At 49.2% G+C, this 25,790-nt stretch carries 25 protein-coding genes; 11 read left to right on the top strand and 14 right to left on the bottom strand.

The window, feature by feature from the left end; all coding sequences use genetic code 11:
- Positions 1-10 precede the first annotated feature (10 nt).
- Positions 11-520, bottom strand: a complete 510-nt coding sequence (locus ACMYR3_RS13430; RefSeq protein WP_424192443.1) for an Lrp/AsnC family transcriptional regulator — start codon at positions 518-520, stop codon at positions 11-13.
- A gap of 106 nt (positions 521-626) precedes the next feature.
- Positions 627-938, bottom strand: coding sequence for a c-type cytochrome (locus ACMYR3_RS13425; protein ID WP_424192442.1), 312 nt, complete (start codon positions 936-938; stop codon positions 627-629).
- A gap of 116 nt (positions 939-1,054) precedes the next feature.
- Here ACMYR3_RS13425 and ACMYR3_RS13420 point away from each other — a divergent pair, with 116 nt between their 5' ends.
- Complete coding sequence (locus tag ACMYR3_RS13420; RefSeq protein ID WP_424192441.1) at positions 1,055-1,318, top strand: TIGR04438 family Trp-rich protein; 264 nt, start codon at positions 1,055-1,057, stop codon at positions 1,316-1,318.
- A 204-nt stretch (positions 1,319-1,522) separates the two neighbouring features.
- Positions 1,523-3,349: a gamma-glutamyltransferase gene (gene ggt, locus ACMYR3_RS13415; protein ID WP_424196513.1), complete on the top strand. Its 1,827-nt coding sequence runs from the start codon at positions 1,523-1,525 to the stop codon at positions 3,347-3,349.
- Positions 3,350-3,615: 266 nt separating this feature from the next.
- On the opposite strand, the gene ACMYR3_RS13410 is transcribed toward ggt, so the two are convergent.
- Both ACMYR3_RS13410 and ACMYR3_RS13405 read right to left on the bottom strand, forming a co-directional pair.
- The gene (locus tag ACMYR3_RS13410) at positions 3,616-5,895 is read right to left on the bottom strand and encodes an Orn/Lys/Arg decarboxylase N-terminal domain-containing protein (protein WP_424192440.1); all 2,280 of its coding nucleotides are present in this window, start codon (positions 5,893-5,895) and stop codon (positions 3,616-3,618) included.
- Between the two features lie 266 nt (positions 5,896-6,161).
- Complete coding sequence (locus ACMYR3_RS13405) at positions 6,162-6,899, bottom strand: FadR/GntR family transcriptional regulator (RefSeq protein WP_424192439.1); 738 nt, start codon at positions 6,897-6,899, stop codon at positions 6,162-6,164.
- Positions 6,900-6,976: 77 nt separating this feature from the next.
- Here ACMYR3_RS13405 and ACMYR3_RS13400 point away from each other — a divergent pair, with 77 nt between their 5' ends.
- Genes ACMYR3_RS13400 through ACMYR3_RS13385 form a run of 4 tightly spaced genes read left to right on the top strand, consistent with a single transcriptional unit; the run spans position 6,977 to position 11,668 of the window.
- Complete coding sequence (locus ACMYR3_RS13400) at positions 6,977-7,762, top strand: (Fe-S)-binding protein (protein WP_424192438.1); 786 nt, start codon at positions 6,977-6,979, stop codon at positions 7,760-7,762.
- The gene (locus tag ACMYR3_RS13395; RefSeq protein WP_424192437.1) at positions 7,752-8,471 is read left to right on the top strand and encodes a LutC/YkgG family protein; all 720 of its coding nucleotides are present in this window, start codon (positions 7,752-7,754) and stop codon (positions 8,469-8,471) included. The genes ACMYR3_RS13400 and ACMYR3_RS13395 overlap by 11 nt, the downstream gene beginning before the upstream one ends.
- Positions 8,468-9,904: a LutB/LldF family L-lactate oxidation iron-sulfur protein gene (locus ACMYR3_RS13390; RefSeq protein WP_424192436.1), complete on the top strand. Its 1,437-nt coding sequence runs from the start codon at positions 8,468-8,470 to the stop codon at positions 9,902-9,904. Before ACMYR3_RS13395 ends, ACMYR3_RS13390 begins: the two co-directional genes overlap by 4 nt.
- A 9-nt stretch (positions 9,905-9,913) precedes the next feature.
- Positions 9,914-11,668, top strand: coding sequence for an L-lactate permease (locus ACMYR3_RS13385; protein ID WP_424192435.1), 1,755 nt, complete (start codon positions 9,914-9,916; stop codon positions 11,666-11,668).
- A gap of 127 nt (positions 11,669-11,795) precedes the next feature.
- Here the strand turns inward: ACMYR3_RS13385 and ACMYR3_RS13380 are convergent, their stop codons facing one another.
- Positions 11,796-12,257, bottom strand: coding sequence for a MarR family winged helix-turn-helix transcriptional regulator (locus ACMYR3_RS13380; RefSeq protein WP_424192434.1), 462 nt, complete (start codon positions 12,255-12,257; stop codon positions 11,796-11,798).
- Between the two features lie 63 nt (positions 12,258-12,320).
- Between ACMYR3_RS13380 and ACMYR3_RS13375 the strand changes: the two genes are divergently transcribed.
- Entirely contained in the window at positions 12,321-13,406 is a 1,086-nt protein-coding gene (locus ACMYR3_RS13375; RefSeq protein ID WP_424192433.1) for an FAD-dependent monooxygenase, read from the top strand.
- 86 nt (positions 13,407-13,492) lie between these two features.
- Here ACMYR3_RS13375 and ACMYR3_RS13370 read toward each other — a convergent pair whose 3' ends face one another.
- The 5 genes from ACMYR3_RS13370 to radC all read right to left on the bottom strand — a co-directional run bounded on the left by ACMYR3_RS13370 (position 13,493) and on the right by radC (position 17,134).
- Positions 13,493-14,971, bottom strand: a complete 1,479-nt coding sequence (locus ACMYR3_RS13370) for a TRAP transporter large permease (RefSeq protein WP_424192432.1) — start codon at positions 14,969-14,971, stop codon at positions 13,493-13,495.
- Between the two features lie 2 nt (positions 14,972-14,973).
- Positions 14,974-15,591 carry a TRAP transporter small permease subunit gene (locus tag ACMYR3_RS13365; protein WP_424192431.1) on the bottom strand — a complete coding sequence of 206 codons (618 nt, stop codon included), beginning with the start codon at positions 15,589-15,591 and terminating at the stop codon, positions 14,974-14,976.
- 276 nt (positions 15,592-15,867) lie between these two features.
- The gene (rpmG, locus tag ACMYR3_RS13360) at positions 15,868-16,023 is read right to left on the bottom strand and encodes a 50S ribosomal protein L33 (RefSeq protein ID WP_424192430.1); all 156 of its coding nucleotides are present in this window, start codon (positions 16,021-16,023) and stop codon (positions 15,868-15,870) included.
- A gap of 12 nt (positions 16,024-16,035) precedes the next feature.
- Entirely contained in the window at positions 16,036-16,272 is a 237-nt protein-coding gene (gene rpmB, locus ACMYR3_RS13355) for a 50S ribosomal protein L28 (RefSeq protein ID WP_424192429.1), read from the bottom strand.
- A 187-nt stretch (positions 16,273-16,459) separates the two neighbouring features.
- A complete protein-coding gene (radC, locus tag ACMYR3_RS13350; RefSeq protein ID WP_424192428.1) occupies positions 16,460-17,134 on the bottom strand; it encodes a RadC family protein in 675 nt (224 codons plus the stop codon).
- A gap of 199 nt (positions 17,135-17,333) precedes the next feature.
- Here radC and ACMYR3_RS13345 point away from each other — a divergent pair, with 199 nt between their 5' ends.
- From ACMYR3_RS13345 to fumC, 4 genes are all read left to right on the top strand, one after another.
- Positions 17,334-17,801 carry an FKBP-type peptidyl-prolyl cis-trans isomerase gene (locus ACMYR3_RS13345; protein ID WP_424192427.1) on the top strand — a complete coding sequence of 156 codons (468 nt, stop codon included), beginning with the start codon at positions 17,334-17,336 and terminating at the stop codon, positions 17,799-17,801.
- A 15-nt stretch (positions 17,802-17,816) separates the two neighbouring features.
- A complete protein-coding gene (gene ispH / locus ACMYR3_RS13340; RefSeq protein WP_424192426.1) occupies positions 17,817-18,755 on the top strand; it encodes a 4-hydroxy-3-methylbut-2-enyl diphosphate reductase in 939 nt (312 codons plus the stop codon).
- 50 nt (positions 18,756-18,805) lie between these two features.
- Positions 18,806-20,017, top strand: coding sequence for a branched-chain amino acid ABC transporter substrate-binding protein (locus ACMYR3_RS13335; protein WP_424192425.1), 1,212 nt, complete (start codon positions 18,806-18,808; stop codon positions 20,015-20,017).
- Between the two features lie 114 nt (positions 20,018-20,131).
- Positions 20,132-21,538: a class II fumarate hydratase gene (gene fumC / locus ACMYR3_RS13330; RefSeq protein WP_424192424.1), complete on the top strand. Its 1,407-nt coding sequence runs from the start codon at positions 20,132-20,134 to the stop codon at positions 21,536-21,538.
- A gap of 12 nt (positions 21,539-21,550) precedes the next feature.
- On the opposite strand, the gene ACMYR3_RS13325 is transcribed toward fumC, so the two are convergent.
- The 4 genes from ACMYR3_RS13325 to ACMYR3_RS13310 all read right to left on the bottom strand — a co-directional run bounded on the left by ACMYR3_RS13325 (position 21,551) and on the right by ACMYR3_RS13310 (position 25,788).
- Positions 21,551-22,315 (bottom strand): sulfite exporter TauE/SafE family protein, encoded by a 765-nt coding sequence (locus ACMYR3_RS13325; protein ID WP_424192423.1) that lies wholly within the window; start codon positions 22,313-22,315, stop codon positions 21,551-21,553.
- A 51-nt stretch (positions 22,316-22,366) separates the two neighbouring features.
- Positions 22,367-23,518, bottom strand: coding sequence for a sterol desaturase family protein (locus ACMYR3_RS13320; protein WP_424192422.1), 1,152 nt, complete (start codon positions 23,516-23,518; stop codon positions 22,367-22,369).
- A 462-nt stretch (positions 23,519-23,980) separates the two neighbouring features.
- Positions 23,981-25,261 (bottom strand): ABC transporter substrate-binding protein, encoded by a 1,281-nt coding sequence (locus ACMYR3_RS13315; protein WP_424192421.1) that lies wholly within the window; start codon positions 25,259-25,261, stop codon positions 23,981-23,983.
- A 176-nt stretch (positions 25,262-25,437) separates the two neighbouring features.
- Positions 25,438-25,788, bottom strand: coding sequence for a 2Fe-2S iron-sulfur cluster-binding protein (locus ACMYR3_RS13310; protein WP_424192420.1), 351 nt, complete (start codon positions 25,786-25,788; stop codon positions 25,438-25,440).
- Positions 25,789-25,790 lie beyond the last annotated feature (2 nt).

The raw sequence follows: 25,790 nt of genomic DNA, 5'->3' as shown, positions 1-25,790 counted from the left end.
CCGGGCTGTATCAACCGGGTATTCTGACTTGAACGGTCTCATTGGCTTCATCAAACGCAATCCGCGTGGTGAACTTGGCGCGTTTCATGGGAAAGCGACTCTGAAAGTGTTTGACGTTGCCGCTGCCCGAAATCACGCGTCGCACAAACTGGTAATAGGCTTCCATATCCACCACATGCACGACCAAAAAGTAATCGTACTCGCCTGATACAAAATAGCACTGCAGCACTTCGGGCTCACTATTCATGGTGGCTTCAAAGGCATGCATGGATTCGTCGGATTGATTTTGCAGCGACACTTCCAGAAAGGCGGACAAGCCGTAGCCCAAAGCAAATGGATCTACCATGGCGACATCACTCTGGATAATTTTGCTGTCGCGTAAATCACGAATGCGGCGCAAACAAGTCGGTTGTGATACCTGGGTGGCTTCGGCCAACTCACGGGTGGGAGTCTGATTATCCTGCTGAAGCAGATTGAGCAGCTGGCAGTCGATGCGATCGAGCGTGCGTTCCTTGGTCATGGCTAGACTGAAATGGCAAAAACTGCATTATCTGTCATCTGGCCTGTGGCAAGCGGTAATAAAAAAGGGTGCACGAGGCACCCTTTTTGACTGTTCATTGAACAGATTATTTCAGAGACAATACCCAGTGAACCAGGGTATGGGCTTCTTCTGGTGTGATTGGGTTAGCTGGCATCGCAACTTGACCCCAAACACCGGCGCCACCTTTCAGAACTTTTTCAGCCAGTTTGGCTTCAGCGTCTTTTTGGCCTTCGTATTTTTTGGCAACATCTTTAAATGCTGGGCCGACTACTTTAGCGTCGATAGCGTGGCAAGCCAGGCAGGATTTTTTGCCAGCGAGTTCTTTGGCATCTTCTGCCATGGCAACGGTGGACAGGCCCAGTGAGAGCAATGCAGCCACGATTACTTTTGATTTCATATTATCTCCTGATAATTTGGAAAGAGAATTGATCGTTTTGTGGGAAAGTGCATTTTAGCTGGAAATTTGGCTTGCTAGAATCGACCGTGTTGATTTAGTCACAACCGGAGTGAAATATGCCACTTCTTTGGATTGGGGTATTACTGGTTTTGGGCAAATGGCTTGAAATCGGTCCTGTAGCAGAAATATCCTGGTGGTGGGTTTTGGCCCCATTGGGCGGAGCATTTATCTGGTTTGAAGTATTTGAGGGTTTGTTTGGCCTGGACAAGAAGAAAAAAATGCTTGAAATGGAAGAAATGCGCCGGATTCGGGTAGAGCGAGAATTTAATCTGACCAATGGTAAAGGCAAAGGAAAAGCCAAGATTGGCCGAGTGCGCTAGCCAATTTGGTATCAAAGCCAGACTACCCCTTAAAACCCCGTCCTTGCGACGGGGTTTTTCATTGGTGCAAGGCCCATGCAACAGCCATATTCGCGGTAAACTTGAGAGTCTGAGTGAAGGAGTGACACAGAATCCATGCCTTATCTGCGAATTCGGTCGATCGAGCATCCACAATCCGCTGTGCCTAAGCGTTCACCCAATTTAATGGGCTTGCTGTTGGTTGTCAGTCTGGTACTGGGGGCTTGTACTCAGGCGCCAATTAAAAACAATGCTGGCTGGACTTATCAGCCACCTTCGGATTTACCCATACCAGGTGTGGCAACCACGCCTGTGATGAGTGCATTGGGCAAGAAAATCATGGTTGCTGCGCCACACCCGTTGGCGAGTGATGCGGGTTTTCAGATTCTTAAAGCGGGTGGTACGGCGGTTGATGCCGCCATTGCGGTGCAAATGGTGATGACTGTGGTTGAGCCGCAATCTTCTGGGATTGGCGGCGGTGCTTTCCTTCTGCATGCTGACGGCAGCAAACTGGCTGTCTATGATGGTCGCGAAACCGCACCGGCGGCAGCGACTGAGCGTTTGTTCATGCAGGCCAATAATGAGCCCATGCCCTATTGGGATGGCCTGGTGGGTGGGCGGTCAGTCGGTGTGCCAGGGGTGTTGCGGATGTTGCAGGCCGCGCATCAGGCGCATGGCAAATTACCTTGGGCAAAGTTGTTTCAACCGGCAATTCGCCTGGCCGAAACCGGTTATCCGGTCAGCCCTTTGTTGGCAGCTTATTTGGCAAAAGACGAGTTTCTCAAGCGTGATCCGGATGCTGCCGAGCTTTTTTACGACCAGGATGGCCGTCCTAAAACCGCCGGTTCCTACATTCGCAATCTTGAGTTGGCCAAGGTGCTACGCCTGATTGCCAAAAATGGCGCAGATGTCTTTTATACCGGATCACTGGCCAAGGATATTGTTGATAAAGTCAAAAAGCATCCCACCAACCCGGGTTTGTTGAGTGAATCCGATATGGCTGGCTATGAGGCCATTTTGCGCGAACCAGTTTGTAGCGAATATCGTCAATGGCGGGTCTGCGGTGTCCCGCCGCCGTCATCGGGTGGTTTGGCGGTGGCGCAAATTCTGGGTATTTTGCAGGCCAAATTGAGTGATGCGCAAATGGCCGCCTTAAAGCCACAGCGCACTGAGAATGAAGATGGCACGCTGGGTAAATGGCAGGTCAACGAAGGTGCGATTCACTGGCTGGCTGAAGCGGGGCGCCTGGCGTATGCAGACCGCAATGCTTATGTGGCCGATACTGATTATGTGCCGCTGCCGGGCGGCAGTACGCATTCCCTGCTTGATCCGGCTTATCTGGCACAACGTGCCAGCTTGCTGGGCGAAAAAGACTTGGGGCGCGCCAAGCCAGGCCAGCCCAAAGGGGCGCAGGTTTCGCAAACATCGGTGGTCAATCCCGAGCGCCCGGCGACTGCGCATTTTTCGATTGTGGATGGTTATGGCCATGCAGTGTCGATGACGACGACAATTGAAGACACATTTGGCTCGCGCATCATGGTGCATGGTTTTTTGCTCAATAACGAGCTGACCGATTTTTCTTATACGCCTGATGAAAATGGCCAGCCGGTGGCCAATCGGGTGCAGCCAGGCAAGCGGCCACGCAGTTCCATGGCACCGACTTTGGTATTTGACAAGCTGACGGGTCAACTGGTGCTCAGTGTGGGGTCACCCGGTGGGCCGTTGATCATTAATTATGTGGCCAAAACGCTGGTTGCCGCGCTCGACTGGGGACTCAATATTCAGGAAGCCATCGAGCTGCCGTACTTTGGTTCACGCAATGGTTTTACCGAACTGGAGCATGGCCAGTTTGATGCGACTATTTTGGAGGCACTACAAGTACGCGGACACCACATTGATGAGGTCGAGTGGCGCTCGGGTGTGCAAGGTATCATGCGCACCGAGGTGGATGGCGAGCTGTTTTGGATGGGCGGTGCCGATCCACGTCGCGAAGGCATGGCCAAGGGCGAATAGGGCGTTGTCGACAGGCCGCGCATGCCGTCAATAGATCGAGTCAGAATAAAAACGGGCTATTTTGATACACCCTATGTGTATTTAAATAGCCCTAATTAAAACGCACTTAAGCGGTTAAATAATCAATAAACTCTATCCCAGTATCACTTTTTTGACTGTAAATACGGCAAACTGAAAGGCCTTGTCGTGTTTGAAAAAATGTCTTGGCACCGTGCGCTGAACCTGTACCCTGAAACCCAATCGAGATACGCGGATCGGGATGTGCTTCAGGCGTCGCGCACACAATCCACGTAATAGCGTTTCTGTCCGTCCACTTCCTCAATCACCAGACCATGAATGTCGGTTTCAAACCCGGGGAACTGGGTGTTGAAACTGCGCGCAAACTTGAGGTAATTGACGATGGTCTGATTAAAGCGCTCGCCCGGAATCAGCAGTGGAATACCCGGCGGATAGGGCGTGAGCAAGATGGCGGTGATGCGGCCTTCGAGGTCATCAATTTCCACCCGATCAATTTCACGATGCGCCATCTTGGCAAAGGCGTCCGATGGTTTCATGGCCGGTTGCATATCGGACAGATACATTTCAGTGGTCACCCGGGCAATGTCGCCTGCTTTGTAGGCCTCATGAATTTGCTGACATAACTCGCGCAGCCCCATGCGTTCATAGCGCGCATTCTTGCCATTATTGCCAGCGCAAAACTCGGGCAGGATCCGCCAGAGTGGCGCATTTTTATCATAGTCATCCTTGAACTGCTGCAAGGCAGTCAGCAAGGTATTCCAGCGGCCTTTGGTAATACCAATGGTGAACATGATGAAGAAAGAATACAGGCCCGTCTTTTCGACGATCACGCCATGTTCCGCCAAAAATTTGGTGACAATCGAGGCCGGGATGCCGCTTTCGGCAAATTTGCCCGATACATCCAGACCTGGGTTGATGATGGTGGCCTTGATCGGGTCGAGCATATTAAAGCCATGCGCAAGCGGGCCAAAGCCATGCCACGAGGCATCGGTCTTGAGCATCCAGTCGGCTTGCGTGCCAATCCCTTCTTCGGCAATGTCATCCGGCCCCCAGACCTTGAACCACCAGTCCAGACCAAACTCTTCGTCCACCTTGCGCATGGCACGGCGAAAATCGAGCGCTTCCAGAATACTTTCTTCAACCAGTGCGGTACCGCCGGGTGGCTCCATCATTGCTGCGGCCACATCGCATGAAGCAATAATGGCGTACTGCGGACTGGTCGAGGTATGCATCAGATACGCTTCATTAAAGACGTGACGATCCAGCTTGCGTGACTCTGATTCGCGCACCAATATTTGCGAAGCTTGCGACAGACCAGCCAGCAATTTGTGGGTCGATTGGGTCGAAAAGATCATCGACTCTTTAGGGCGTGGCCGGTCTTTGCCAATCGCATGCATATGCTCGTAAAACTCGTGAAAAGTGGCGTGCGGCAGCCAGGCTTCATCAAAGTGCAAGGTCCCGATCTTGCCATCCAGCAAGGTTTTGAGGGTTTCGACGTTGTACAGCACGCCATCGTAAGTGGATTGGGTAATGGTCAAAATCCGTGGCATCTTGTTGCCACTCTTGGCAACGGCTTCCCGCGCAAAAGGATTGGCTTCAATTTTTTTCTGAATGGTTTCCGGTGTGAATTCTTCCAGCGGAATCGGGCCGATGATGCCTAAATGATTACGGGTTGGCGTGAGGAAAATAGGAATGGCACCCGTCATCATGATCGCATGCAAAATCGACTTATGACAGTTGCGGTCCACCACCACAATGTCACCAGGCCCCACATTGGCATGCCACACCATCTTGTTGGACGTGGAGGTACCGTTGGTCACAAAATAACAATGGTCGGCATTGAAAATACGTGCTGCATTGCGTTCCGATGCGGCCACCGGGCCGGTATGGTCGAGCAATTGGCCGAGTTCTTCCACCGCATTGCAGACATCGGCGCGCAACATGTTTTCACCAAAAAACTGGTGAAACATCTGGCCAATCGGGCTTTTCAAAAACGCCACGCCACCGGAGTGTCCCGGGCAATGCCATGAATAGGAACCATCCTGAGCATAATGCACCAGCGCGCGAAAGAAGGGCGGTGCCAGACCATCCAGATAGGCCTTGGCTTCGCGAATGATATGGCGTGCCACAAATTCGGGCGTATCTTCAAACATATGAATAAAGCCATGCAGCTCGCGCAAAATATCATTGGGAATATGGCGCGAGGTGCGCGTTTCACCATAGATATAAATCGGAATATCGGCATTCTTGTAGCGGATTTCACTCACAAACGCCCGCAATGACTTTAAGGCATGATCAGTTTCTTCGAGTGAGCCAGCGCCAAATTCTTCGTCATCAATTGACAGGATAAACGCCGAAGCACGGCTTTGCTGCTGCGCAAATTGCGACAGATCACCATAACTGGTCACGCCTAGCACTTCCATGCCTTCCGCCTCCATCGCATCGGCCAGCGCGCGAATGCCCAGACCGGAGGTGTTTTCGGAGCGAAAGTCTTCGTCAATAATGACAATCGGAAAGCGAAATTTCATGGTGATGTCTTTCTAAAAATCAGCAATGGATGATGCCCGCAAAGCACATGGCACCCTAGCAAGAACGCGATTGTCGCAGATTTGTGTGATGCTGCGGTGTAGGAGAATCGGCCGTATCGGGAATGCGACGAAAGCGGTCTGGCAAGCCTTGATGCTTTACCAATATCGTGACAACACTTTGGGTAAATCAATCTCAATAGCTGGCATTAGATTCAGCAATTTATTTAACCTGGTGTTGGGTTTCATGGTGCCATTTAAACAACGATTTATTCGGTATGGCGTTTTCTGCGTGTACTCAGCCGTTCTTCGTCGTTCAATCTTTGTGCAATATAAATCAGATGCGTGCTTGCCGCTTTGCGGGCGCGGCTTGCATCCCCATCAATGATGGCATCCAGGATGACGCGATGTTGTCGCATCAACTGTCGGGCTGTTTCCGAGTCGGGTAAAACGTCGGAGATGCTGATATGTACATGCTCATGCAGCAAGGTCATCAGGTTGCCCATCAGGTACGAAAATACTGGGTTGTGGGTGGCATCGGCAATGCCACGATGAAAGGCAACATCGGTTTTAACCTGAATTTTTCGATCATTGGATTGATAGGCCTTATCCATCCTGTCAAAGAGTTTTTGCAGATGTTCTTTGTCGGCCGCATTGGCGCGCTGGGCCGCTAGCGTGGCGGTTTCTGCCTCCAGCATTTTTCTGAATTCCAATAAATCGCCTTGCAGCAAAGGATGGCGCTTGAGTAAATCGGTCCAAGGGTCGGACATGCGCGCGTCAATCTGATCGGTGACATAAGTGCCATCACCGTGACGTCGTACCAGCATGCCTGCCGTTACCAACTGTCCAATGGCTTCGCGCAGGGTCGAGCGTGAAACCCCGAGTTTGTCGGCAAACTCGCGTTCGGGTGGCAAGCGCTCTCCTGGTTTGTAGGTGCGCTCCAGAATGGCTTTTTCCAGTTGTTGAACCAGAGTTTGCTGCAGGTTGCTGGCAATAAGATGTTTCATGGTCTTTGTAAATTATTGGTCTGACCAATATACCATTAAAAATTAAGCGTGTCAGAATTCCGCGCATTGGAGACACCATGAAAAACCCTGATAAATCTTTAGAAAATCATTTGCCCAAGCAAATTTATTTTTTTGCGACTTGTGTGATCGATATGTTCATGCCGCAAGCTGGCATGGATGCTATTACCGTGCTGCAGCAGGCAGGGATTCATGTTGAATTTCCACAGGCGCAATCCTGCTGTGGTCAGCCCGCTTATACCAGCGGTTTTCCCGAGGAAGCCCGCCGGGTTGCTGCGGCGCAGCTTGATTTATTTCCTGAAGATTTTCCCATTGTGGTGCCATCAGGTTCATGTGGCGGCATGATCAAACATCATTGGCCAAAACTGTTTGCCGACGATCCTGCCCAGCTTGCCAAGGCACAGGCGATTGCCGCACGGGTGGTTGAGTTCAGCGAACTTGTGCTGCAGTTTCCTGACACTTTTTGGTCAACTGCAACCCCGCAGATCCAAAAAATTGTGCTGCATACCTCTTGCTCGGCGCGCCGTGAAATGGGCTCATTGACAACGGGCGTTGCGGTATTGCGCAAATTGCCGGGGGTGCAGTTGCAAATGCAGGATCACGAGTCCGAGTGTTGCGGTTTTGGCGGAACCTTTTCTGTGAAGCACCCAGCCGTATCGGCCGCTATGGCTGAAGACAAGCTGGCCGCCATTCGCGCGACAGGCTGCGAGCAGTTTGTATCGGCGGATTGCGGTTGCCTGCTGAATTTGAATCACACGCTCGAAAAGCAAGGGGATAGTTTGCGTGGTGTTCATATTGCAAGCCTGATCAAACAAAGTTTGGCAGTGGGCAAACATGATGAATGATTCCATTCTTAAAGCCAGTCAACAAGCTCGCAAAAATATATTGACCAAGTTGCGTGAGGCACCTGCTACGGCAGTCAAACCGCTTGATCCACTTTTGGGTGTGGCAATCCCAGTGGTCAGCTTTAGCAATGAGCAAGAAAAGATTGAAAATTTCATCACTCAAGCCAAGGCTTGGCATGCCGAGGTGATGGAGACCACCGAAGGACAGTGGTCATTGCAAGTTGCGCAGATCATGCAGCAAGTTGCGGCACCACAGTTGCTGGCGGGCAGAAATACGGCCATTGCGTCAAGATTGGTAGAGCAACTTGGTGCAGATAGATTACGCTGGTTTGATGAGCCGATTGAAGCCTGGAAGCCGAGCCTGTTTAATGAGGTAGCTATCAGCATGACCACTACGATTGGCGCAATTGCGCTGACTGGCACATTGATCTTGTGGCCCGATGAACGCGAACCACGCACCATGTCCCTGGTGCCCCCAGTACATATTGCCTTGCTCTATGCCAGTCAGATTCAAGATACTTTGGCTAGTGCGCAACAGCATTTTGGCTGGGCCCAGCATATGCCAACCAATTTGCTGATGATTAGCGGTCCTTCCAAAACAGCCGATATTCAACAAACGCTGGCATATGGTGCACATGGTCCCAAGCAATTATTGATTGTGTTGGTGCGTGATGATTTGCCAGACACTGCTGCAGGGGTGACATCATGAGTCAGTCAATGCAATTTGTTTCAGCGGCCGACTTCAAGGCACGTAGTCGAGAGGTTGTCAGTAATCCGCATTTACGCAAAAGCTTTCGTGGTGCCATGGATTATTTGATGACACGTCGCGCGGCGCAATTTGAAAGTCCTGAAGTCTTTGCCAGCATGCGCGCTACCGGTGAGGCGATCCGTCAATACAGTCTTGCCCACTTGCCTGATTTGCTAGAACAACTGGAAAGCAGGTTGACCAGTCTGGGCGTGCAAGTGCATTACGCTGAAAATGCCGAGCAGGCGAATCAGATTTTTCTGGCAATCGCACAGCAGCATCAGGCTACCCGCCTGATCAAGGGCAAGTCGATGGTCTCGGAAGAGATCGAGCTCAATCATGAGATGGCCAGACATGGTGTGAATTGTCTGGAGTCCGATATGGGCGAATATATCGTCCAATTGGCGGGTGAGCGCCCCAGTCATATCATCATGCCCGCCATTCACAAAACCAAGCAGGATATCGCCAAACTGTTTGCAGAGCAGATCCCCAATACACCCTATACCGAGGATGTGGATGAATTGATCCGGATCGGTCGCAATATCTTGCGGACCGAATTCATGGAAGCCGATATCGGTGTGTCTGGCGCCAATTTTCTGGTGGCCGAAACCGGGTCGATTGTCCTGGTGGAAAATGAGGGTAATGGCCGCATGTGTACGACGGTGCCGCCGGTTCATATCGCCATTACGGGTATTGAAAAGATTGTGGAACGGCTGGATCACGTGCCGCCGCTGTTTTCATTGCTGACGCGCTCAGCAACTGGGCAGGCGACGACGACTTATCTCAATATCATCACTGGCCCACGGCGTGAGGGCGAAAAAGATGGTCCCAAGGAATTACATCTGATTCTGCTGGATAACGGCCGTACACAAGCTTATCAGCACGAATCCTATCGGGCTTCGCTGCAATGCATTCGCTGTGGTGCCTGCATGAATCACTGCCCGGTCTATACCCGCGTCGGTGGGTTGACTTACGGTACCACTTATCCAGGGCCAATTGGCGCGATCATTTCACCGCATCTGCAAGATTTGAAGGTGACTCAGGATTTGCCCACCGCATCCAGTTTATGTGGGGCTTGCGGTGAAGTTTGTCCTGTTGGCATACCCATTCCCGACATCCTCATGCAATTGCGTGAAGCGGCGCAACATGAAGCGCATGCGGGCGAGTTACCGCTCAAGGGGCAAGGCCAGGCGCGTGGCACTTTGCAGAGTTTGGCCTGGAAGGCCTGGCGCATCATCTATGGCAATACGATGCTGTATCGAAATTTTCTTTGGTTGGCATCACGCTTTAATTTTTTAACCCCCCCAGTACAAGCGGGATGGACACAATCCCGTACCCCACTAAAACCCGCCAAAAACACTTTGCGGGACATGCTCAAAAAGCAGTATCCACATTAGGAGACAACCATGACCTGGCAGCAACTCTACGATCCGTTTGGCAGTATCTTTCTTTCATCGCTATTGGCAGCAGTGCCGGTGGTGGTGATGTTGGTGGCATTGGCATTTTTTCATATCAAGGCGCATTGGGCGGCGCTCTTTGCATTGCTTGCAGCCTTGTTGATTGCCATCACTGGTTTTGGTATGCCAACCCATATGGCGATTGATGCGGCAGAATATGGTGCGCTAAATGGTCTGGTACCAATTGGCTGGATTGTTCTGAATATCATTTTTTTGCATCGACTGACAACCGATAATGGTTCGTTCTCGGTGTTGCAGCAATCTTTAACGCGCATTACCGAAGATCGCCGTCTGCAACTCTTATTGATCGCTTTTTGTTTTGGTGCCTTCTTTGAAGGTGCTGCTGGTTTTGGTACGCCAGTGGCCGTAACCGGCGCAATTTTGATAGGTTTGGGGTTCTCTCCTTTAGCAGCCTCGGGATTGGCCTTGATTGCCAATACAGCGCCAGTGGCTTATGGCGCACTGGGCACGCCGGTGATTACCTTGGCCAAGGTCACCGGTCTGGATGAAATGGCCTTGTCGGCCATGGTGGGACGCCAACTGCCATTTTTCTCGGTGTTGGTGCCTTTCTGGTTGATCTGGGCATTTGCAGGCTGGCGTAAAACCATTGAAATTTGGCCGGCTATTTTGGTTGCGGGGGTGTCATTTGCAATTCCTCAGTTTTTGGTTTCCAACTATCACGGCCCGATGCTGGTGGATGTGATTGCGGCCTTGGTTTCGATGATTTGTTTAGTTGGATTTTTGAAGGTCTGGCAACCTGCACAAGTTTATCGCCTGGCTAAACTGGGCGAACAGGATGACTCTCACGTTGAAGCCACCACAACAAGTGCGGCACCAAGTGGTGTGAATAATGGGCGGCAATTTTCAGTGGCCAAGGCCTGGATGCCGTGGGTCATTCTGACTGTCTTCGTGTTTGTTTGGGGTATGCCGGAATTCAAAAAAGCCATTGATACCCGCCCTGCCATCAGTGCCGAGGGTACCGTTGTGCTGGATGACAAGGGCAAGCCCAAGTCTGAAGCCAATCCGGTGTACGCACCCACTTTCAAATTTGAAGGTATCCACGAAAAGATTATCAAGGTACCGCCCGTTGTACCAAAAGAGAAAAAAGAAGAAGCCGTTTTCAAGTTCAACTGGTTATCTACGACGGGAACCGGTATTTTCCTGGCTGCCATCATCAGTGGTTTATTGATGGGGTATTCACCGATACGCTTGGTGAGCAGCTTTATGAAAACGGTTTGGGTGGTCCGCTTTTCATTAATGACGATTGTTGCCATGCTGGCATTGGGTTATCTGACACGTTACTCCGGATTAGATGCCACGCTGGGTTTGGCTTTTGCCCACACCGGCTGGTTCTACCCCATGTTTGGTACTTTGCTGGGCTGGTTGGGCGTGGCATTGACTGGTTCCGATACGGCCTCCAATGTGCTGTTTGGTGGACTGCAAAGAACTACGGCAGAGCAATTGGGTTTAAGCCCAATCTTGATGGCGGCAGCCAATAGTTCTGGTGGTGTCATGGGTAAGATGGTTGATGCACAATCGATTGTGGTGGCTTCAACGGCAACCCAATGGTTTGGCCATGAAGGCAAGATATTGCGCTATGTGTTTATGCATTCGCTGGTATTGGCCATCATGGTAGGTATTCTGGTGACTTTGCAGGCTTATGTTTGGCCTTTCACCGAGCTGGTCATCAAACAGGTTCAATAGGCGAGTTCTCCAACTGCCCTTCAAGGGAGCTGCGGCTCCCTTTTTTTGTTTCATCATGACGTAACACCGGATTGACTGACGTTTGCTGAGGCTCACTAGAGGGCGTTTCTCTCCCCAAGCCGCATTGTTACTTTTCGGCTTCCAGTAATGTTTTTAGTCTAGCTTCAATCTTCTTCAGGCTTGCCATGAATTCTTCAATCTCGTCATCCGTTAGTACAGAGAAGATCTGACTGTTTCCCTCGGACAAAGCCGAGCGGATGCTCGCCATTTGATCGGTTGCTCTTTCAGACAACGTGAACTGAGCTTTTCGACTATCAGTCGGATCCGATGTCCGAATCAATAGTCCTTCCTTGAGCATCCGCTCCAACATTTGCGCCATAGCTGGCTGGCCAATTTGACCAATTTGGGCCAGTTCTTTCTGTGAGAGCGGCGTAGATCCTCGTAGCGCACCCAGCACAGGTAGATACGCCACGTTAATAGCAAGATCGGCAAGGTGGCGATCGAAGAACCGGGTAAGCAGTCGTGAAAGCAGATTGAGGTGGAAGCCTGGGCTCCCACCGGGTCGCCAGTCGGCAGTGTTGTTAGGCATTTACATTGGTTCCGATATAATTTACATTGGAACCAATATATCTTAAATTGGAGCACTGACACAATGTCTATTTCTATCAAACCGAAAATTGCTATCGTGGGCGGTGGTCCCGCTGGATTGACTGCTGCTGTCATCCTGCATCGAGGCGGGCATCGTGTATGTGTCTATGAGGGCGAGCTATCAACTGCACACCGTGCGCAAGGCGGAACCCTGGATTTGCATGAAGACAAGGGACAGATTGCGCTCAAACGCGCGGGATTGCTTGATGCGTTCCGGGCGATTGCTCGCCACGAGGACCAGGATGAGCGTGATGTTGATTCCATTTCGGGACGAGCTATCGCAGGTACTTCCAGGCCCGATGAACACCTGGATCGGCCTGAAATTGATCGCGGTGTGCTGCGAAACTTGTTGCTTGATGCGTTGCCTGCCGATGTGGTGCGATGGGGTAGTCGATTGACCCATATCGACTCTGGCGGGGCGTGTCAGCATGAGCTGTTCTTTGCGGATGGCTCACGGGTCAAAGCCGATTTGGTCATTGGTGCGGATGGTGCTTGGTCACGCGTCAGGCCGTCCTTGAGCGAAATCCAGCCAATCTATACGGGCATTACATTTTTTGAAGGTTGGATCGAAGCCCCGACCACACAAGAGGCTGCACTGGTTGGCCGGGGATCACTGTTTTCTTTCGGTGGGGCGGAGGCGATCTTTGCACAACGCAACGGACAGGGACGCATCTGCATCTATGCGGCACTTAAACGTCCCAAGGACCGGCTTGAAAACGAGACCGCACATATCGCGGCTAGAGAACTGCTCCAAACCTGCTATCAGAACTGGGCACCTAATCTGCGCCATCTCCTGCATGCCTGTGGTGTCTTTGCCGAGCGACTGATCTATACCTTGCCGGCAGATTTTGGATGGATGCCACGGATGGGCATCACGCTGATTGGCGATGCTGCTCATCTTATGCCGCCAGTCGGACTGGGCGTCAATCTTGCCATGCTCGATGCGGCAGATATTGCTACAGCACTGTGTGGCGAACCCGATTGGCGAAACGCTATTCGCCTCGCTGAAGTTCAGATAAACGATCGTGCGAGAGCGGTGATGCCTGACGCTATAGAAGGCTTTCAGCAATGGTTCTCGTCCCGATCATGAAGATCGAGTTGTGAACCAGTGTTCTCTAGTCTGTCAAGCTATCTTCATATGAGCCGGTCAGGTTGGTCTTGTCATTGACGGCATTATTATTTTTTATCATCCTGAATCGAGAACTGTGGGGCATCAGGTTCAGAATTGCTACTGCCGGATTGACCATCCCCATTCTCGGCAGGGCTTTCAATCTGCAAGGGCACGTCTTCGGTTTTGGCCTTGGTGGCATCATGGCTGACCAGTTTGGGGAAGGCAATGATCAGCGCAACCATGATGACCTGAATCACCACAAACGGTACGGCACCCCAATAAATTTCGGTGGTCTTGACAACTTTAGGCGCTACCGAGCGTAAGTAGAAGAGTGCAAAGCCAAAGGGGGGGTGCATGAAGGATGTTTGCATATTCACGCCCAACAGAACACCAAACCAGATCAGATCAATGCCCAGCTTGTCGGCGACTGGGCCGACCAGTGGTACCAGAATGAAGGCGAGTTCAAAAAAGTCGAGGAAAAAGGCCAGGCAGAAAAACAGAATGTTGACCACAATCAAAAAACCCAGTTGACCACCAGGCAAGGCGGTCAATAAATGTTCAACCCACAGATCACCATTCACACCTCGAAACACCAGGCCAAATACGGTGGAGCCAACCAGGATGAACAAGACAAAGCAGGAAAGTTTGGTGGTGGAATCAAGCGCCTGACGCAGTAAAGACCAGGTTAGGCGGCGTTTGAATAATGCCAATAACAACGCGCCGGCAGCTCCCATGCCGCCACCTTCGGTTGGGGTGGCAATGCCTAGAAAAATAGTACCCAGCACCAGGAAGATCAGGACTAATGGGGGCAACAATGCCACAATGGCACGATTAAACAATGCCATGCCACGCAATGATCTGGCTTCAAGTGGCAGTGCAGGTGCCGCTTCGGGTTTGATCAGTGTCACGAGCAGCACATACACTGCATAAAATCCGGTTAAAACCAGACCGGGCAAAAAAGCACCTTGATACATATCGCCGACGGAGCGGCCTAATTGATCGGCCATGACAATCAGCACTAAGGATGGTGGAATGATTTGTGCCAACGTGCCCGAAGCGGCAATCACACCCGAGGCCAGTTTTTTATCGTAGCCATATTTGAGCATCAGCGGCAGCGAGATCAAGCCCATTGAGATGACTGATGCAGCCACGACACCAGTGGTTGCGGCGAGTAGTGCGCCAACAAAAATCACGGCATAAGCTATGCCGCCGCGAATCGGCCCGAACAGTTGGCCAATCGTGTCGAGCAGGTCTTCGGCCATGCCACTGCGTTCCAGAATCAGTCCCATGAAACTGAAGAAGGGAATGGCCAGCAAAGTGTCATTTTGCATAATGCCAAAAACCCGGTTGGGCAGGGCTTGCATTAACTCTGGTTTGAGTAGACCGACATCAATGCCAATCAATCCAAAAAACAGCCCGTTGGCGGCGAGTGCAAACGCTACGGGATAACCACACAGTAAAAACAGTACCAAGGCGCCAAACATGATGGGCGCCATGTTTTCGGCAATAAAAGGGGCAATGCCAGGCAGAATGGCGGCAAGCATAGTCAGTCCTTGGTGATGTTCAGATCGGCAACCGGAACATTTAATTGATTGGCTTTGGCAATGGCAATGATTTCGTCTTCAGCAGATTGGCTGCCTTTTTCAAATTCGCTGCTATCGATCATGCCGCGTAAAAATGCGACTCGTTTGATGAGTTCTGAACAGGCCTGGATCGTTAACAAGGCAAAGCCTGCGGGGATTAATAGCCGGGCAGGCCAGACGATCAGGCCGCCAGCGTTTTGCGACATCTCCTGCGATTGAATTGATTTCAGTGCGTAGGGAATGGAAAAATCAAGCATCAACAAGCATAGCGGCAATAAAAAGAACAGACTGCCCAAAATGTCGATCCAGGCTTGTACACGTGGTGAAAAGTGGCTGGTAATGACGTCGATACGCACATGTTCATTTTTACGCAGGGTGTAAGCGGCAGCCAGCATAAAGACTCCGGCAAACAGATACCATTGAATTTCAAGCCAGGCATTGGAGCTCATGCTGAAGGTATAACGCATCAAGGCGTTGGTGGTGCAGATGATCACGGCCAGCAATATCAGCCAACCGACTGTTTTGCCGATTGCTTCAGTGAAGGCGTCGATCAGGCGGGCAAATTTGAGCAGGGCATTCATGAAGTCTCCTTGAGCATGCGGTTTTGAGTGTAGAGCAATCGGTACGCTATATCCTTAGGCCTATCCCTTAGTTGCCAGGTAAAGTTGAGTATGACAGCTTAGTATGATGACGCTGAATGGCTTGGGTTGCTGTCATTGAAAGCGTTAGTCAGTCGACTGTAAGGGTGTCTGATTAGGCGCAGATGCCGACCAGGTGTAAAAGTAACAGGCAATAAAAAACCCGCTTGTAGCGGGTTTGTGAGAGCCGGATCAGCTGCGGTGCAGCCTCGACCTTTATTATTTGATTTTTGTTTCTTTGTAGGCAACATGCTTGCGAACAACAGGATCATACTTTTTGATCTCCATTTTTTCAGGCATGGTGCGCTTGTTTTTGGTGGTGGTGTAAAAATGACCAGTACCGGCGGTGGATTCGAGTTTGATCTTGTCGCGCATGGTAGGCTCCTATTAAATGGCTTCGCCGCGAGCACGCAGATCGGACAGAACGGAGTCAATACCGTTTTTGTCGATCAGGCGCAGGCCTGCATTGGTCAAGCGAAGGCGAACCCAGCGGTTTTCGCTTTCGACCCAGAAACGACGATTTTGCAGGTTAGGCAAAAAACGACGTTTGGTTTTGTTATTGGCGTGGGAAACATTGTTGCCAACCATCGGCCCTTTTCCCGTGACCTGACATACGCGTGCCATGGTGGTACTCCTGAATTCTTGGTTTAGTGCCCACGGCAAATAAACCGAGGCAAGAGGTGTTAATCGAAAAGCCCATCATCATAAGGGCAAAGGTGTTTTTGGTCAAGTTGTTTTGCTCGTTTCCTGATGGTAAATGACTCATGCTCCGGCAAATCCGCATGTTTACTTGTGTTCAAGGTGGGTTGATTTATAGCAGACCTGTTTCAGCAAAAGAAAAAATGCTGTCCTGGGTGACGATGAAGTGATCCAGCGTGGCAATGTCGAGCATGGCCAGGGCTTGTTTGAGTGTTTTGGTCAGATGCCGATCTGCCTGACTGGGTTCGGCCACGCCAGACGGATGATTGTGCGCAAATATTACGCTGGCAGCCTGATTTTCCAGGGCACAGCGGGCGATTTCGCGCGGATAAACGCTGGTTTGGGTGAGGGTGCCACGAAAGGCTTCTTCGCTCGTGATCAGGCGGTTTTGTGCATCCAGATACAACACCATGAAAACTTCATAGGGGCGGTTGCCGATCTGCAGGCGCAAAAAATCGCGTACTGCATTGGGCGAGCTAAGCGTAGTGCGGGCTTTGAGTTGTTCTGCCAGGGCGCGCTTGGTCATTTCGAGCACAGCCTGAAATTGGGTGAATTTGGCCGGACCCAGTCCTTTGATCTCGCAGAATTGTTGAGCGCTGGCAGTAAAAATACCATTGAGGTTGCCAAAGTGCAGCAGCATGTCACGCGCCAAATCCACTGCCGATTTGCCACTCACGCCCATGCGTAAAAAAATGGCGAGCAACTCAGCATCGGATAATGCTGCGGCGCCGCGAGTCAGCAGTTTTTCGCGGGGACGTTCATCTTCAGGCCAATCATGAATCGCCAAATTTATACTCCTTGGGACTATTAATTTTGATGCTTATTTAACGCACTTGATGAGCCTATTTTTAAACATACTCCTTAAAATGGCTGTTAATTAGTTGCCATAGATGGTGTTTGGGAAGAGGGTGATTCATGTTTGTGTGCTGTATAGAGGGCCGATTTCTCACGTACAATCAGGGATACAACTGATTCATGAAAGCATTATGACTGTGTCCAACCACGATACGACCACGCCGCTGGTCAGTGCCCATTCCTTTTTGACCCTCCATTACCGTATTGCGCTGGAAGATGGCACCGAGGTGATCAACACTTTTTCAGACAAACCAGCCACGATCCAGATGGGTGCTGGACAGTTGGCACCAACTTTGGAAAGTTGTCTGATTGGTTTGCCAGAAGGCAGCGAGCAAGCCTTTGCCTTGTCGGCAGACGCAGCTTATGGTGCGCGCAACCCAGAACTGATTCAGCGGATTTCGCGGGCGGCATTCAATGCCAATAAATCACCCGATGAAGCGGTGCTGCCAGGTGATCTGGTGCAGTTTCCTACTCCACAAGGCGGCAGTTATGCTGGTGTACTCAAGGAGTTGACGGATGCCTATGCCTTATTTGATTTCAATCATCCACTGGCTGGCAAGGCGATTCAATTTGAAGTCAAACTGATTGGTGTGCTGTAAATGAGTGAGGCTATTGTGACTAATGTTACTGCCACAGCCGAAATTCTTTTGGCACAACCGCGCGGTTTTTGTGCTGGTGTGGATCGCGCCATTGATATTGTTGAGCGTGCGCTTGCCAAGTTTGGCGCACCTATTTATGTACGTCATGAAATTGTTCATAACGCTTATGTGGTGGCCGATCTGCGCCGCAAGGGTGCCATTTTTATTGAGGATCTGCGTGAAGTACCGACGGGCAATACGGTGGTTTTCAGCGCACATGGGGTTTCCAAGGCAGTCCGTGCCGAAGCCGAAGCACTGGGTTTGAAGGTATTTGATGCTACTTGCCCTTTGGTCACCAAGGTTCATATTGAAGTGGCCAAGATGCGTGCTGCGGGTAAAGAGCTCATCATGGTGGGTCATGCTGGTCACCCGGAGGTCGAAGGCACCATGGGCCAAACTGATAGCGGTATTCATTTGGTGGAATCGGTTGCCGACGTTGCCAGATTGCAGGTGGCCAATCCAACCGAGTTGGCCTATGTCACCCAAACCACCTTATCGGTAGATGATGCCGCCGATATTGTTGCTGCGCTGCGTGCCCGTTTTCCGCTGATCAGTGAGCCCAAAAAAGGCGACATCTGCTATGCCACGCAAAATCGTCAGGATGCAGTGAAATTCATGGCACCTCAATGCGATCTGGTGATCGTGGTGGGCAGTCCCAATAGTTCCAATTCCAATCGTCTGCGGGAAGTGGCCGAAAAAAAGGGTACCACCGCCTATATGGTTGATGCGCCGGAACAGATCAAGCCAGAGTGGCTGGTCGGCAAAAAACGGATTGGCCTGACCGCTGGCGCTTCAGCACCCGAAGCACTGGCCTTGCAAATCATTGAACGGCTGCGCGCATTGGGCGCCACCACGGTACGTAAGCTCGATGGCGTTGAAGAACACACTACTTTCCCTTTGCCCAAGGGTTTATAGTCAGTTTGATCGGACTTTAGTCAATTCATTTTCATCAAGGAGAACCTGATATGTCACCACGCTTGACCAAGCTGGCGCTGTTGCTAGCCAGCACTTTTTTGGCCTTGTCGGCATGTAGCAAAAAAGAAGAAGCCGCGCCGGCACCGAGCAGTGCGGCACCTGCCGCGACGACTGAAACAGCACCAACTGTGGTATTGATTGGACATGTGGCACCGCTGACTGGTGGTATCGCCCACTTGGGTAAAGATAATGAAAATGGTGCAAGGCTGGCTGTTGAAGAAATCAACAAAGCCGGTCTGGAAATTGGCGGCAAAAAAATCAAACTGGAACTGGTTGCCGAAGATGATGCTGCCGATCCCAAGCAGGGTACAACCGTTGCCGAAAAACTGGTCGACGAAAAAGTGGTGGCCGTGGTTGGGCATTTGAATTCTGGTGTGTCTATTCCAGCCTCAACGATTTATGCGCGTGCTGGCATCCCACAAATTTCGCCTTCATCGACCAATCCTAACTATACTCTGAAGGCTGACAAAACTGAAAAAGGCATGGTGGCGACTTATCGCACGATTGCTACTGATGCCCAGCAAGGTCCGGCAATTGCCAACTACGCCATCAAGACCATGGGGGCAAAATCCATTGCTGTGATTGATGATGCGACCGAATACGGTAAAGGTCTGGCTGACATTGTTGAAAAGGTTGCCAAGGAAGCTGGCATCAATGTCGTGGCTCATGAAGCAACCACCAATACCGCCAAAGATTTCAAGGCGATTCTGACCAAACTGAAAGCGACTAAACCTGATGTGATCATGTTTGGTGGCATGGATGATGTGGCTGCACCCATGGCCAGACAGATGAAAGAGCTGGGTATGAAAATGCATCTGATGGGTGGTGATGGTGCCTGTACTGACAAATTTATCGAACTGGCTGGTGATGCGTCCGAAGCTTTGATTTGTACCGAAGCAGGTTTGCCATTATCCAAAATGCCCAAAGGCGAAGAATTCCGTGCCCATTACAAAGAGCGCTTCAATAGCGAAGTTCAGGTGTATGGACCATTTGCCTATGATGCGGTTTATGTATTGGTTGATGCCATGAAACGCGCAGGCTCCACCGAGCCAGAAAAAATCATTGCTGCTTTGCCGCAAACCAAAACTGATGGGGTCAGTGGCACAGTCGAGTTTGATGAAAAGGGTGATCTGAAGAATGGCGCGATCACCGTTTATGAAATCAAGGCAGGTAAAAAGGAAGTGGCCGAGATCGTTAAATAAACGTGATCTTTCCTTATGAAAAAAAGCCTCGTCAGAGGCTTTTTTTTCGTCCAGGGGAATCAGATTGGCTTATGATTGTCAGAAGTCAAACTGATCATCAGACGGGGGCATCACATGAATTGCACCACACGGACCGAATATGACTCTTTTGGCGCGATAGAAGTCCCTAGTTCTGCCTTATGGGGCGCTCAGACCCAACGATCTATCCTGCACTTTGCCATTTCCAGTGAAACCCAATCTCCTGAATTGATTCATGCTCTGGCGCTCATCAAGCGCGCCGCCGCGCACGTTAATCACCACCTGGGCAAGTTGACCGAAGATAAGGTGAAAGCCATTATTGCGGCCATAGATGAAATACTGGCCGGTCATCACGCCAGCCAGTTTCCCTTGTCAGTCTGGCAGACTGGCTCGGGAACTCAAACCAATATGAACCTCAATGAGGTCATCGCTAATCGCGCCAGTGAGATTTTGGGGGGAAAGCGTGGTGAAGGACGGTTGGTACATCCCAATGATGACGTCAATATGTCGCAATCGTCCAACGATGTGTTCCCGACCGCAATGCATATTGCTGCCGCTCTTGGTATTACCGATAGTCTGTTGCCAGGTTTGGTAGCTTTGCGACATATGCTGCATGACAAGATGCTGGACTTCAAGGATATAGTCAAAATTGGCCGTACCCATTTGCAAGACGCCACGCCGTTAACGCTGGGGCAGGAGTTCTCAGCCTATGTTCAACAGCTTGATCATGCCATTTATCGTATACGTGCAGCCTTGCCAGAACTCTATGAATTAGCTTTGGGTGGAACTGCTGTGGGAACCGGGCTCAATGCGCCATCAAAGTTTGCTGAAATGGTGGCCAGTGAGCTGGCCGATTTGACCGGATTGCCACTCATCACAGCGCCCAATAAATTTGCGGTCATGGCAGGTGCAGATGCCATGGTTGCTACACATGGCAGTCTTAAATCTCTAGCTGCAAGCCTGATGAAAGTGGCTAACGATATTCGTTGGCTGGCTTCGGGCCCACGTTGTGGTTTGGGTGAGCTTTTGATTCCTGAAAATGAACCGGGCAGTTCAATCATGCCGGGCAAGGTAAACCCCACCCAGTGTGAAGCACTGACGATGATTTGCTGCCAGGTTTTTGGTAACGATGTGGCTATCAATATCGGTGGTGCGAATGGCAACTTTGAGCTCAATGTTTATCGTCCCATGATTGCGCATAATCTGTTGCAGTCGATTCGACTGCTTGCCGATGGTATGAGCAGTTTTAATCAGCATTGTGTGCGTGGTGTCAAAGCCAATTTACCAAGGATTGAACAATTACTGAACGAGTCACTGATGCTGGTCACGGCACTTAATCCACATATTGGCTATGACATGGCAGCCATCATTGCCAAAAAGGCCCATCATGAAGGGACAACCCTTAAGGCTGCTGCATTGGCTTTAGGTTATGTGACAGAAGAAGAGTTTGATACCTGGGTGATACCCGCAGACATGACCGGTAGTCCATTAAAAGATAAATAATTGATCGTGCATTTAGACGCCTATCAGAACATCATATGACAGTTTAATGATCTGTAGGCTCACCAAAATCAAAAATAAAATACGTACCCATTTGGCACCATGGCGTAACGCCAACCAAGTACCGGTGACTGCGCCCAACATATTGGCCAGCGCCATGGGTAGCGCCACGGCAAATAAAACATTGCCGCTGGGTATGAAGTAGCACAGCGCAGCCGCGTTAGTGGCCAAATTGACCAATTTAGCGGTGGCAGACGCATGTAGGAAGTCCATTGCAAAAAAACGAATGAACATGAAAATCAAAAAACTGCCCGTACCAGGGCCAAAAATACCATCATAAAAACCAATGCCACCACCAATGATGATGGCCTTGATTTGTTCAGTGCGGCCGATATTTTGGGGGGCGTGGGTCAGGCCAAAATCTTTTCGGTGTAATGTATAAATCGTGACCATCATCATCAATACCAGGACAATGGGGCGCATGGTTTGACGAGGTATCAATGAAACGGCGCTAGCGCCCAGATAGGACAGCAGAAAGGCACTGAACATGGCAGGCAAAAATATTTGCCAGGACAAGGTGATTTTGTTGAGATAACGTTGAGCCGAAAAACTGGTGCCTACTATGGAGGCAAACTTGTTGGTACCAAGCAATGTGGCAGGTGTTGCTTGTGGGAAAAGATTAAAAAGTGCAGGTACCTGAATCAAACCACCGCCACCTACCGCGGCATCGACCATACCAGCAAAAAAAGCGAACAGGTAAATAAGATAATGAAATTCCATGAAAATAATGATTCGGACATTCAGTGATTTGATTGTCCGTGAAAAAACCAATTAAGACCTGATGTGGCAGGAGAGAAAGGTGAGACAGGTAGCCAGGATACTGATTAAGCTGCCGCTTGTTGCACTTAAACGGTTATCAAGTATGGCACCAATGCCCCAGAGTGCGCCAAACGCACCTGTCGCTGCCAGATAATCCGCTGTTAGGCTCATATCTTCGGCACACCAGAGAAACCAGCCTACGGCAACCAGACTGAGCACAAACAGCACCGTTGCAGACCAGTATTGGTTGATTTGCAGTACGTGGATATCTTCATTGGTTTCGATACCGGGCTCAATATTGGTGAGAGATGTTCTGCTGTCATCTTGAGGCGTATCTTGAGATATGGGTTGCCAGCCTGGCGGCTTGAACAGAATACGGCACTTGTCTATCCAACGGTCGGTTCGTACGATTTGTCGGGTCAGATCGCTATAGACGTGGATGATGGCGTTGAGTGGATCCCAACCACGCAACGCTGGTCGGGTGCCATAAATGCATGGCTCGGTTTCAGGCTCAAAGGTACCAAACATCCGATCCCATAATATCAATATGGCACCATAATTTTTATCAATATAACGATCATTGACAGCGTGATGAACACGATGGTTGGAAGGGGTTGAAAAAATGGTATCAAACCAGCCCAACTTGCCAATATGTTCGGTGTGTATCCAGAATTGGTAAAGCAAAACAATTAATCCAGCAATCCCATAAATTTCCGGCGGAATACCGGCTACCGCAAGTGGCAGGTAAAAAATCCAGCCAAGTAGTGCATAGGCACTTTCCTGACGTAGTGCAGTCGAAAAATTAAAGTGTTTGCTTTGATGGTGCACAACATGAGCCGCCCAGAAGACAGCACTTTTATGGCCTACCCGATGCAGCCAATAATCAAAGAAATCGTAAAGCAATACGGCAAGCAACCAGCCATACCAAGAGTCCCACAAATTTTCGTTATGAATCAGAGCCACATGGGGAAAGATCAAGGTGTATAAGCCAATCTGAAAAAGCTGGGTACAGACTGCAGTGACTTGACTTAATAAACCCTGACTCAGACTACTGATGGTGTCATGAAAGCGATACGTATTATGCTTTTTGATCAAGCCGTAAATAAATTCTATGGCGATCAGTAAGGCAAAAATCGGAATGGCAAAAACAATAATTCGATGCATGACAGAAGCTAAAAAAGTCAGTTTAAGAGTACGTTTGTCTTAATAATCAGTTAAATCATAAGCAACTAATGTTAAAAATATTTAACTGGTAGTGGGTCAAAGAAAGATAATAAACGAGACTTTAACGCAATTTGAAGAAGGACTTCTGTCGCTGGTTGATATGCCGCTCATTGAGGCAATCAAAATCTGACTCTGAAGAGTACTTTACTCAATGTGTATTAAACTTTTCAAGTTGACCACCATAAGACGTGTAATCTGTTTGGCCAATGTTTTAGAAACTATAAAGTGTTCAATGGTCAAAACATTACTTAAGCAATTTATTTGACATCTTTAGCAAGCTAATAGCTAGTGTAAAAGTAATCACACGTGAAAAATATCTTTTGACATCGGAAATAACTGAATTCAGTCAGTAACTCTGGATTTGTTGTTTAGTCGACGACCTTCAGAAACTATCAAAATAAGTTAGTTGTATTTGATCACTTCGAGTTCAGCTTGTTTAGGAATCAATAGAGCCTGGCTATTCTCAACAATCACAAGATCAATGTTTTTACCTCGTCTCTGCCATTGGCCGGTCACTAATAGTGTTTTTGCTACGTTGGGAACAGGACCGACTTTAAAGTTGATAGGACCAACAACAGTATTAAGTTGCGTGTTAGAAATTGCATCCCTAATTGCTTCAGGATTTTTTCCGCCAGCACGTTTTAGGCTATCTATCGCAACTTCAAAAAGTGAATGTTTGAACCCCAAAGTCACCATCCAAGGACGACCAGTTGCAGCCATGTATTCGTCTGCAAGTTGCCGTGAAGTTTGACCTGTTAGGCTTGAATTGAATGGATGACCTGGGCTCCACATCAGCTCTACCGTTAAACCAATTGCTCGATCACCAAACGCGGCTATTGCCGTAGGAAACTCGGTAGCTTTGGCAACTGTGACTATTTTCGGGTGAAAAGATTGTTGCGCAGACTGATTCCAGAAGTTTGTAAAAACTGAAGGAGGTATGACACCTGTAATAATGTCAACACCAGTTTTACGAAACTCAGTGATAAATGATGAGAAGTCGATGTTAGGAATCTGAAAACGCCCTTTGTCAATAATATTGAAGCCTTTAGAGGAAAGTACAGCAGGAAAACCTAGTCGTGCATCACCCCAAGCAATACCATCATCATCGTTTGGCCAAAGCGTACCAATCATTTTGTTTGTGGGAATCTGGGTCCACAAATTAGTAAAAGTAGAAACGATATCTTCTAATCCCCAAAAGTAATGATATGTCCATTTAAATCCTCGTTTCGGATTGCCATGTCGTCCAAAAAAATAAGGCTGCCAGGGCGTGTCATTCGTAATGCAAGGTACGCCATAAAGTTCACATTGGTCTGCAACAGGGTTTGTGGTAACTGGAGTTGACGAAGCTAAGATCAAGTCAACTTTCTCATTCAAAATTAAATCACTTGCAATTGCACCAGCTCTGAATGCATTTGATTGTGAGTCTTTATAAATGATTTCAACCGTATATTTTTTTCCACCAGAAATAATTCCTTTAGTGGTAATCTTTTTTATTTGTTCTAGAGTAAAAGAATCTGGTTCTGCAAAAGCTGATAGTGGGCCTGTTTGTGGACTAATATAGCCAATTTTGAATGAATCTTGACTTAATGATTTTGTCAATGAGTAACCTAGTGAAGGGATAGAAGTAACTGCGGCAGCTATACCTTTTTTAAGAACAGCGCGGCGTGTAGTATTTGTCGGCACTATTTCTGTCTCCCGAGATTAATATTTAAATGATTAATCAAATAAGCTATTTATAAATTTAGTTAGAGTAGGAATTTTTAGATGATGATGAAATGTGGATATTTAATTCTTGCGCGTTCAAAGTCTTCATTGTCAAGTAATAATCTAATGACTATTTTGATGAGAAAATGAGTGGTTTACTCATGGGAGAATGTAAGAGACTTTTCTTTGCAGATATGTTCTGACTTAAATATTTTTATTCCAATTTTTCCAGTGATACGAATTAGAAGATCGCTGGTTGGTTGTACTCTGCATGCCAATACTTGACCCAATATTTCGTCTAATGAACTAATATGCTCACGACTCATCACCTTTTTAGTAACTGATCCATCAAGTATTTGAATTCGACAAACTCCACACCCACCCCTACGACAGCCAATTGGAATTCCTTTTATTCCAAGGCGCTCAATAGCACTTAAGATGGTCTGATCTGAGGCACATTTGAAAGTAAGATTACTGTTCTCTATATTTATCTTGAAATAAATCATGA

Origin of the sequence: Ampullimonas aquatilis (assembly GCF_049675895.1) — a bacterium.
In the GTDB taxonomy this organism is placed as follows: Bacteria; Pseudomonadota; Gammaproteobacteria; order Burkholderiales; family Burkholderiaceae_D; genus Ampullimonas; species Ampullimonas aquatilis.
This window is presented reverse-complemented; position numbering and strand designations above follow the sequence as displayed.

Bases quoted from the DNA above. Each gene is read 5' to 3' on its own strand.
- ACMYR3_RS13430 (WP_424192443.1), bottom strand. From the start codon at position 520: ATGACCAAGGAACGCACGCTCGATCGCATCGACTGCCAGCTGCTCAAT.
- ACMYR3_RS13425 (WP_424192442.1), bottom strand. From the start codon at position 938: ATGAAATCAAAAGTAATCGTGGCTGCATTGCTCTCACTGGGCCTGTCC.
- ACMYR3_RS13420 (WP_424192441.1), top strand. From the start codon at position 1,055: ATGCCACTTCTTTGGATTGGGGTATTACTGGTTTTGGGCAAATGGCTT.
- ggt (WP_424196513.1), top strand. From the start codon at position 1,523: ATGGGCTTGCTGTTGGTTGTCAGTCTGGTACTGGGGGCTTGTACTCAG.
- ACMYR3_RS13410 (WP_424192440.1), bottom strand. From the start codon at position 5,895: ATGAAATTTCGCTTTCCGATTGTCATTATTGACGAAGACTTTCGCTCC.
- ACMYR3_RS13405 (WP_424192439.1), bottom strand. From the start codon at position 6,899: ATGAAACATCTTATTGCCAGCAACCTGCAGCAAACTCTGGTTCAACAA.
- ACMYR3_RS13400 (WP_424192438.1), top strand. From the start codon at position 6,977: ATGAAAAACCCTGATAAATCTTTAGAAAATCATTTGCCCAAGCAAATT.
- ACMYR3_RS13395 (WP_424192437.1), top strand. From the start codon at position 7,752: ATGATGAATGATTCCATTCTTAAAGCCAGTCAACAAGCTCGCAAAAAT.
- ACMYR3_RS13390 (WP_424192436.1), top strand. From the start codon at position 8,468: ATGAGTCAGTCAATGCAATTTGTTTCAGCGGCCGACTTCAAGGCACGT.
- ACMYR3_RS13385 (WP_424192435.1), top strand. From the start codon at position 9,914: ATGACCTGGCAGCAACTCTACGATCCGTTTGGCAGTATCTTTCTTTCA.
- ACMYR3_RS13380 (WP_424192434.1), bottom strand. From the start codon at position 12,257: ATGCCTAACAACACTGCCGACTGGCGACCCGGTGGGAGCCCAGGCTTC.
- ACMYR3_RS13375 (WP_424192433.1), top strand. From the start codon at position 12,321: ATGTCTATTTCTATCAAACCGAAAATTGCTATCGTGGGCGGTGGTCCC.
- ACMYR3_RS13370 (WP_424192432.1), bottom strand. From the start codon at position 14,971: ATGCTTGCCGCCATTCTGCCTGGCATTGCCCCTTTTATTGCCGAAAAC.
- ACMYR3_RS13365 (WP_424192431.1), bottom strand. From the start codon at position 15,591: ATGAATGCCCTGCTCAAATTTGCCCGCCTGATCGACGCCTTCACTGAA.
- rpmG (WP_424192430.1), bottom strand. From the start codon at position 16,023: ATGCGCGACAAGATCAAACTCGAATCCACCGCCGGTACTGGTCATTTT.
- rpmB (WP_424192429.1), bottom strand. From the start codon at position 16,272: ATGGCACGCGTATGTCAGGTCACGGGAAAAGGGCCGATGGTTGGCAAC.
- ACMYR3_RS13345 (WP_424192427.1), top strand. From the start codon at position 17,334: ATGACTGTGTCCAACCACGATACGACCACGCCGCTGGTCAGTGCCCAT.
- ACMYR3_RS13335 (WP_424192425.1), top strand. From the start codon at position 18,806: ATGTCACCACGCTTGACCAAGCTGGCGCTGTTGCTAGCCAGCACTTTT.
- fumC (WP_424192424.1), top strand. From the start codon at position 20,132: ATGAATTGCACCACACGGACCGAATATGACTCTTTTGGCGCGATAGAA.
- ACMYR3_RS13325 (WP_424192423.1), bottom strand. From the start codon at position 22,315: ATGGAATTTCATTATCTTATTTACCTGTTCGCTTTTTTTGCTGGTATG.
- ACMYR3_RS13320 (WP_424192422.1), bottom strand. From the start codon at position 23,518: ATGCATCGAATTATTGTTTTTGCCATTCCGATTTTTGCCTTACTGATC.
- ACMYR3_RS13310 (WP_424192420.1), bottom strand. From the start codon at position 25,788: ATGATTTATTTCAAGATAAATATAGAGAACAGTAATCTTACTTTCAAA.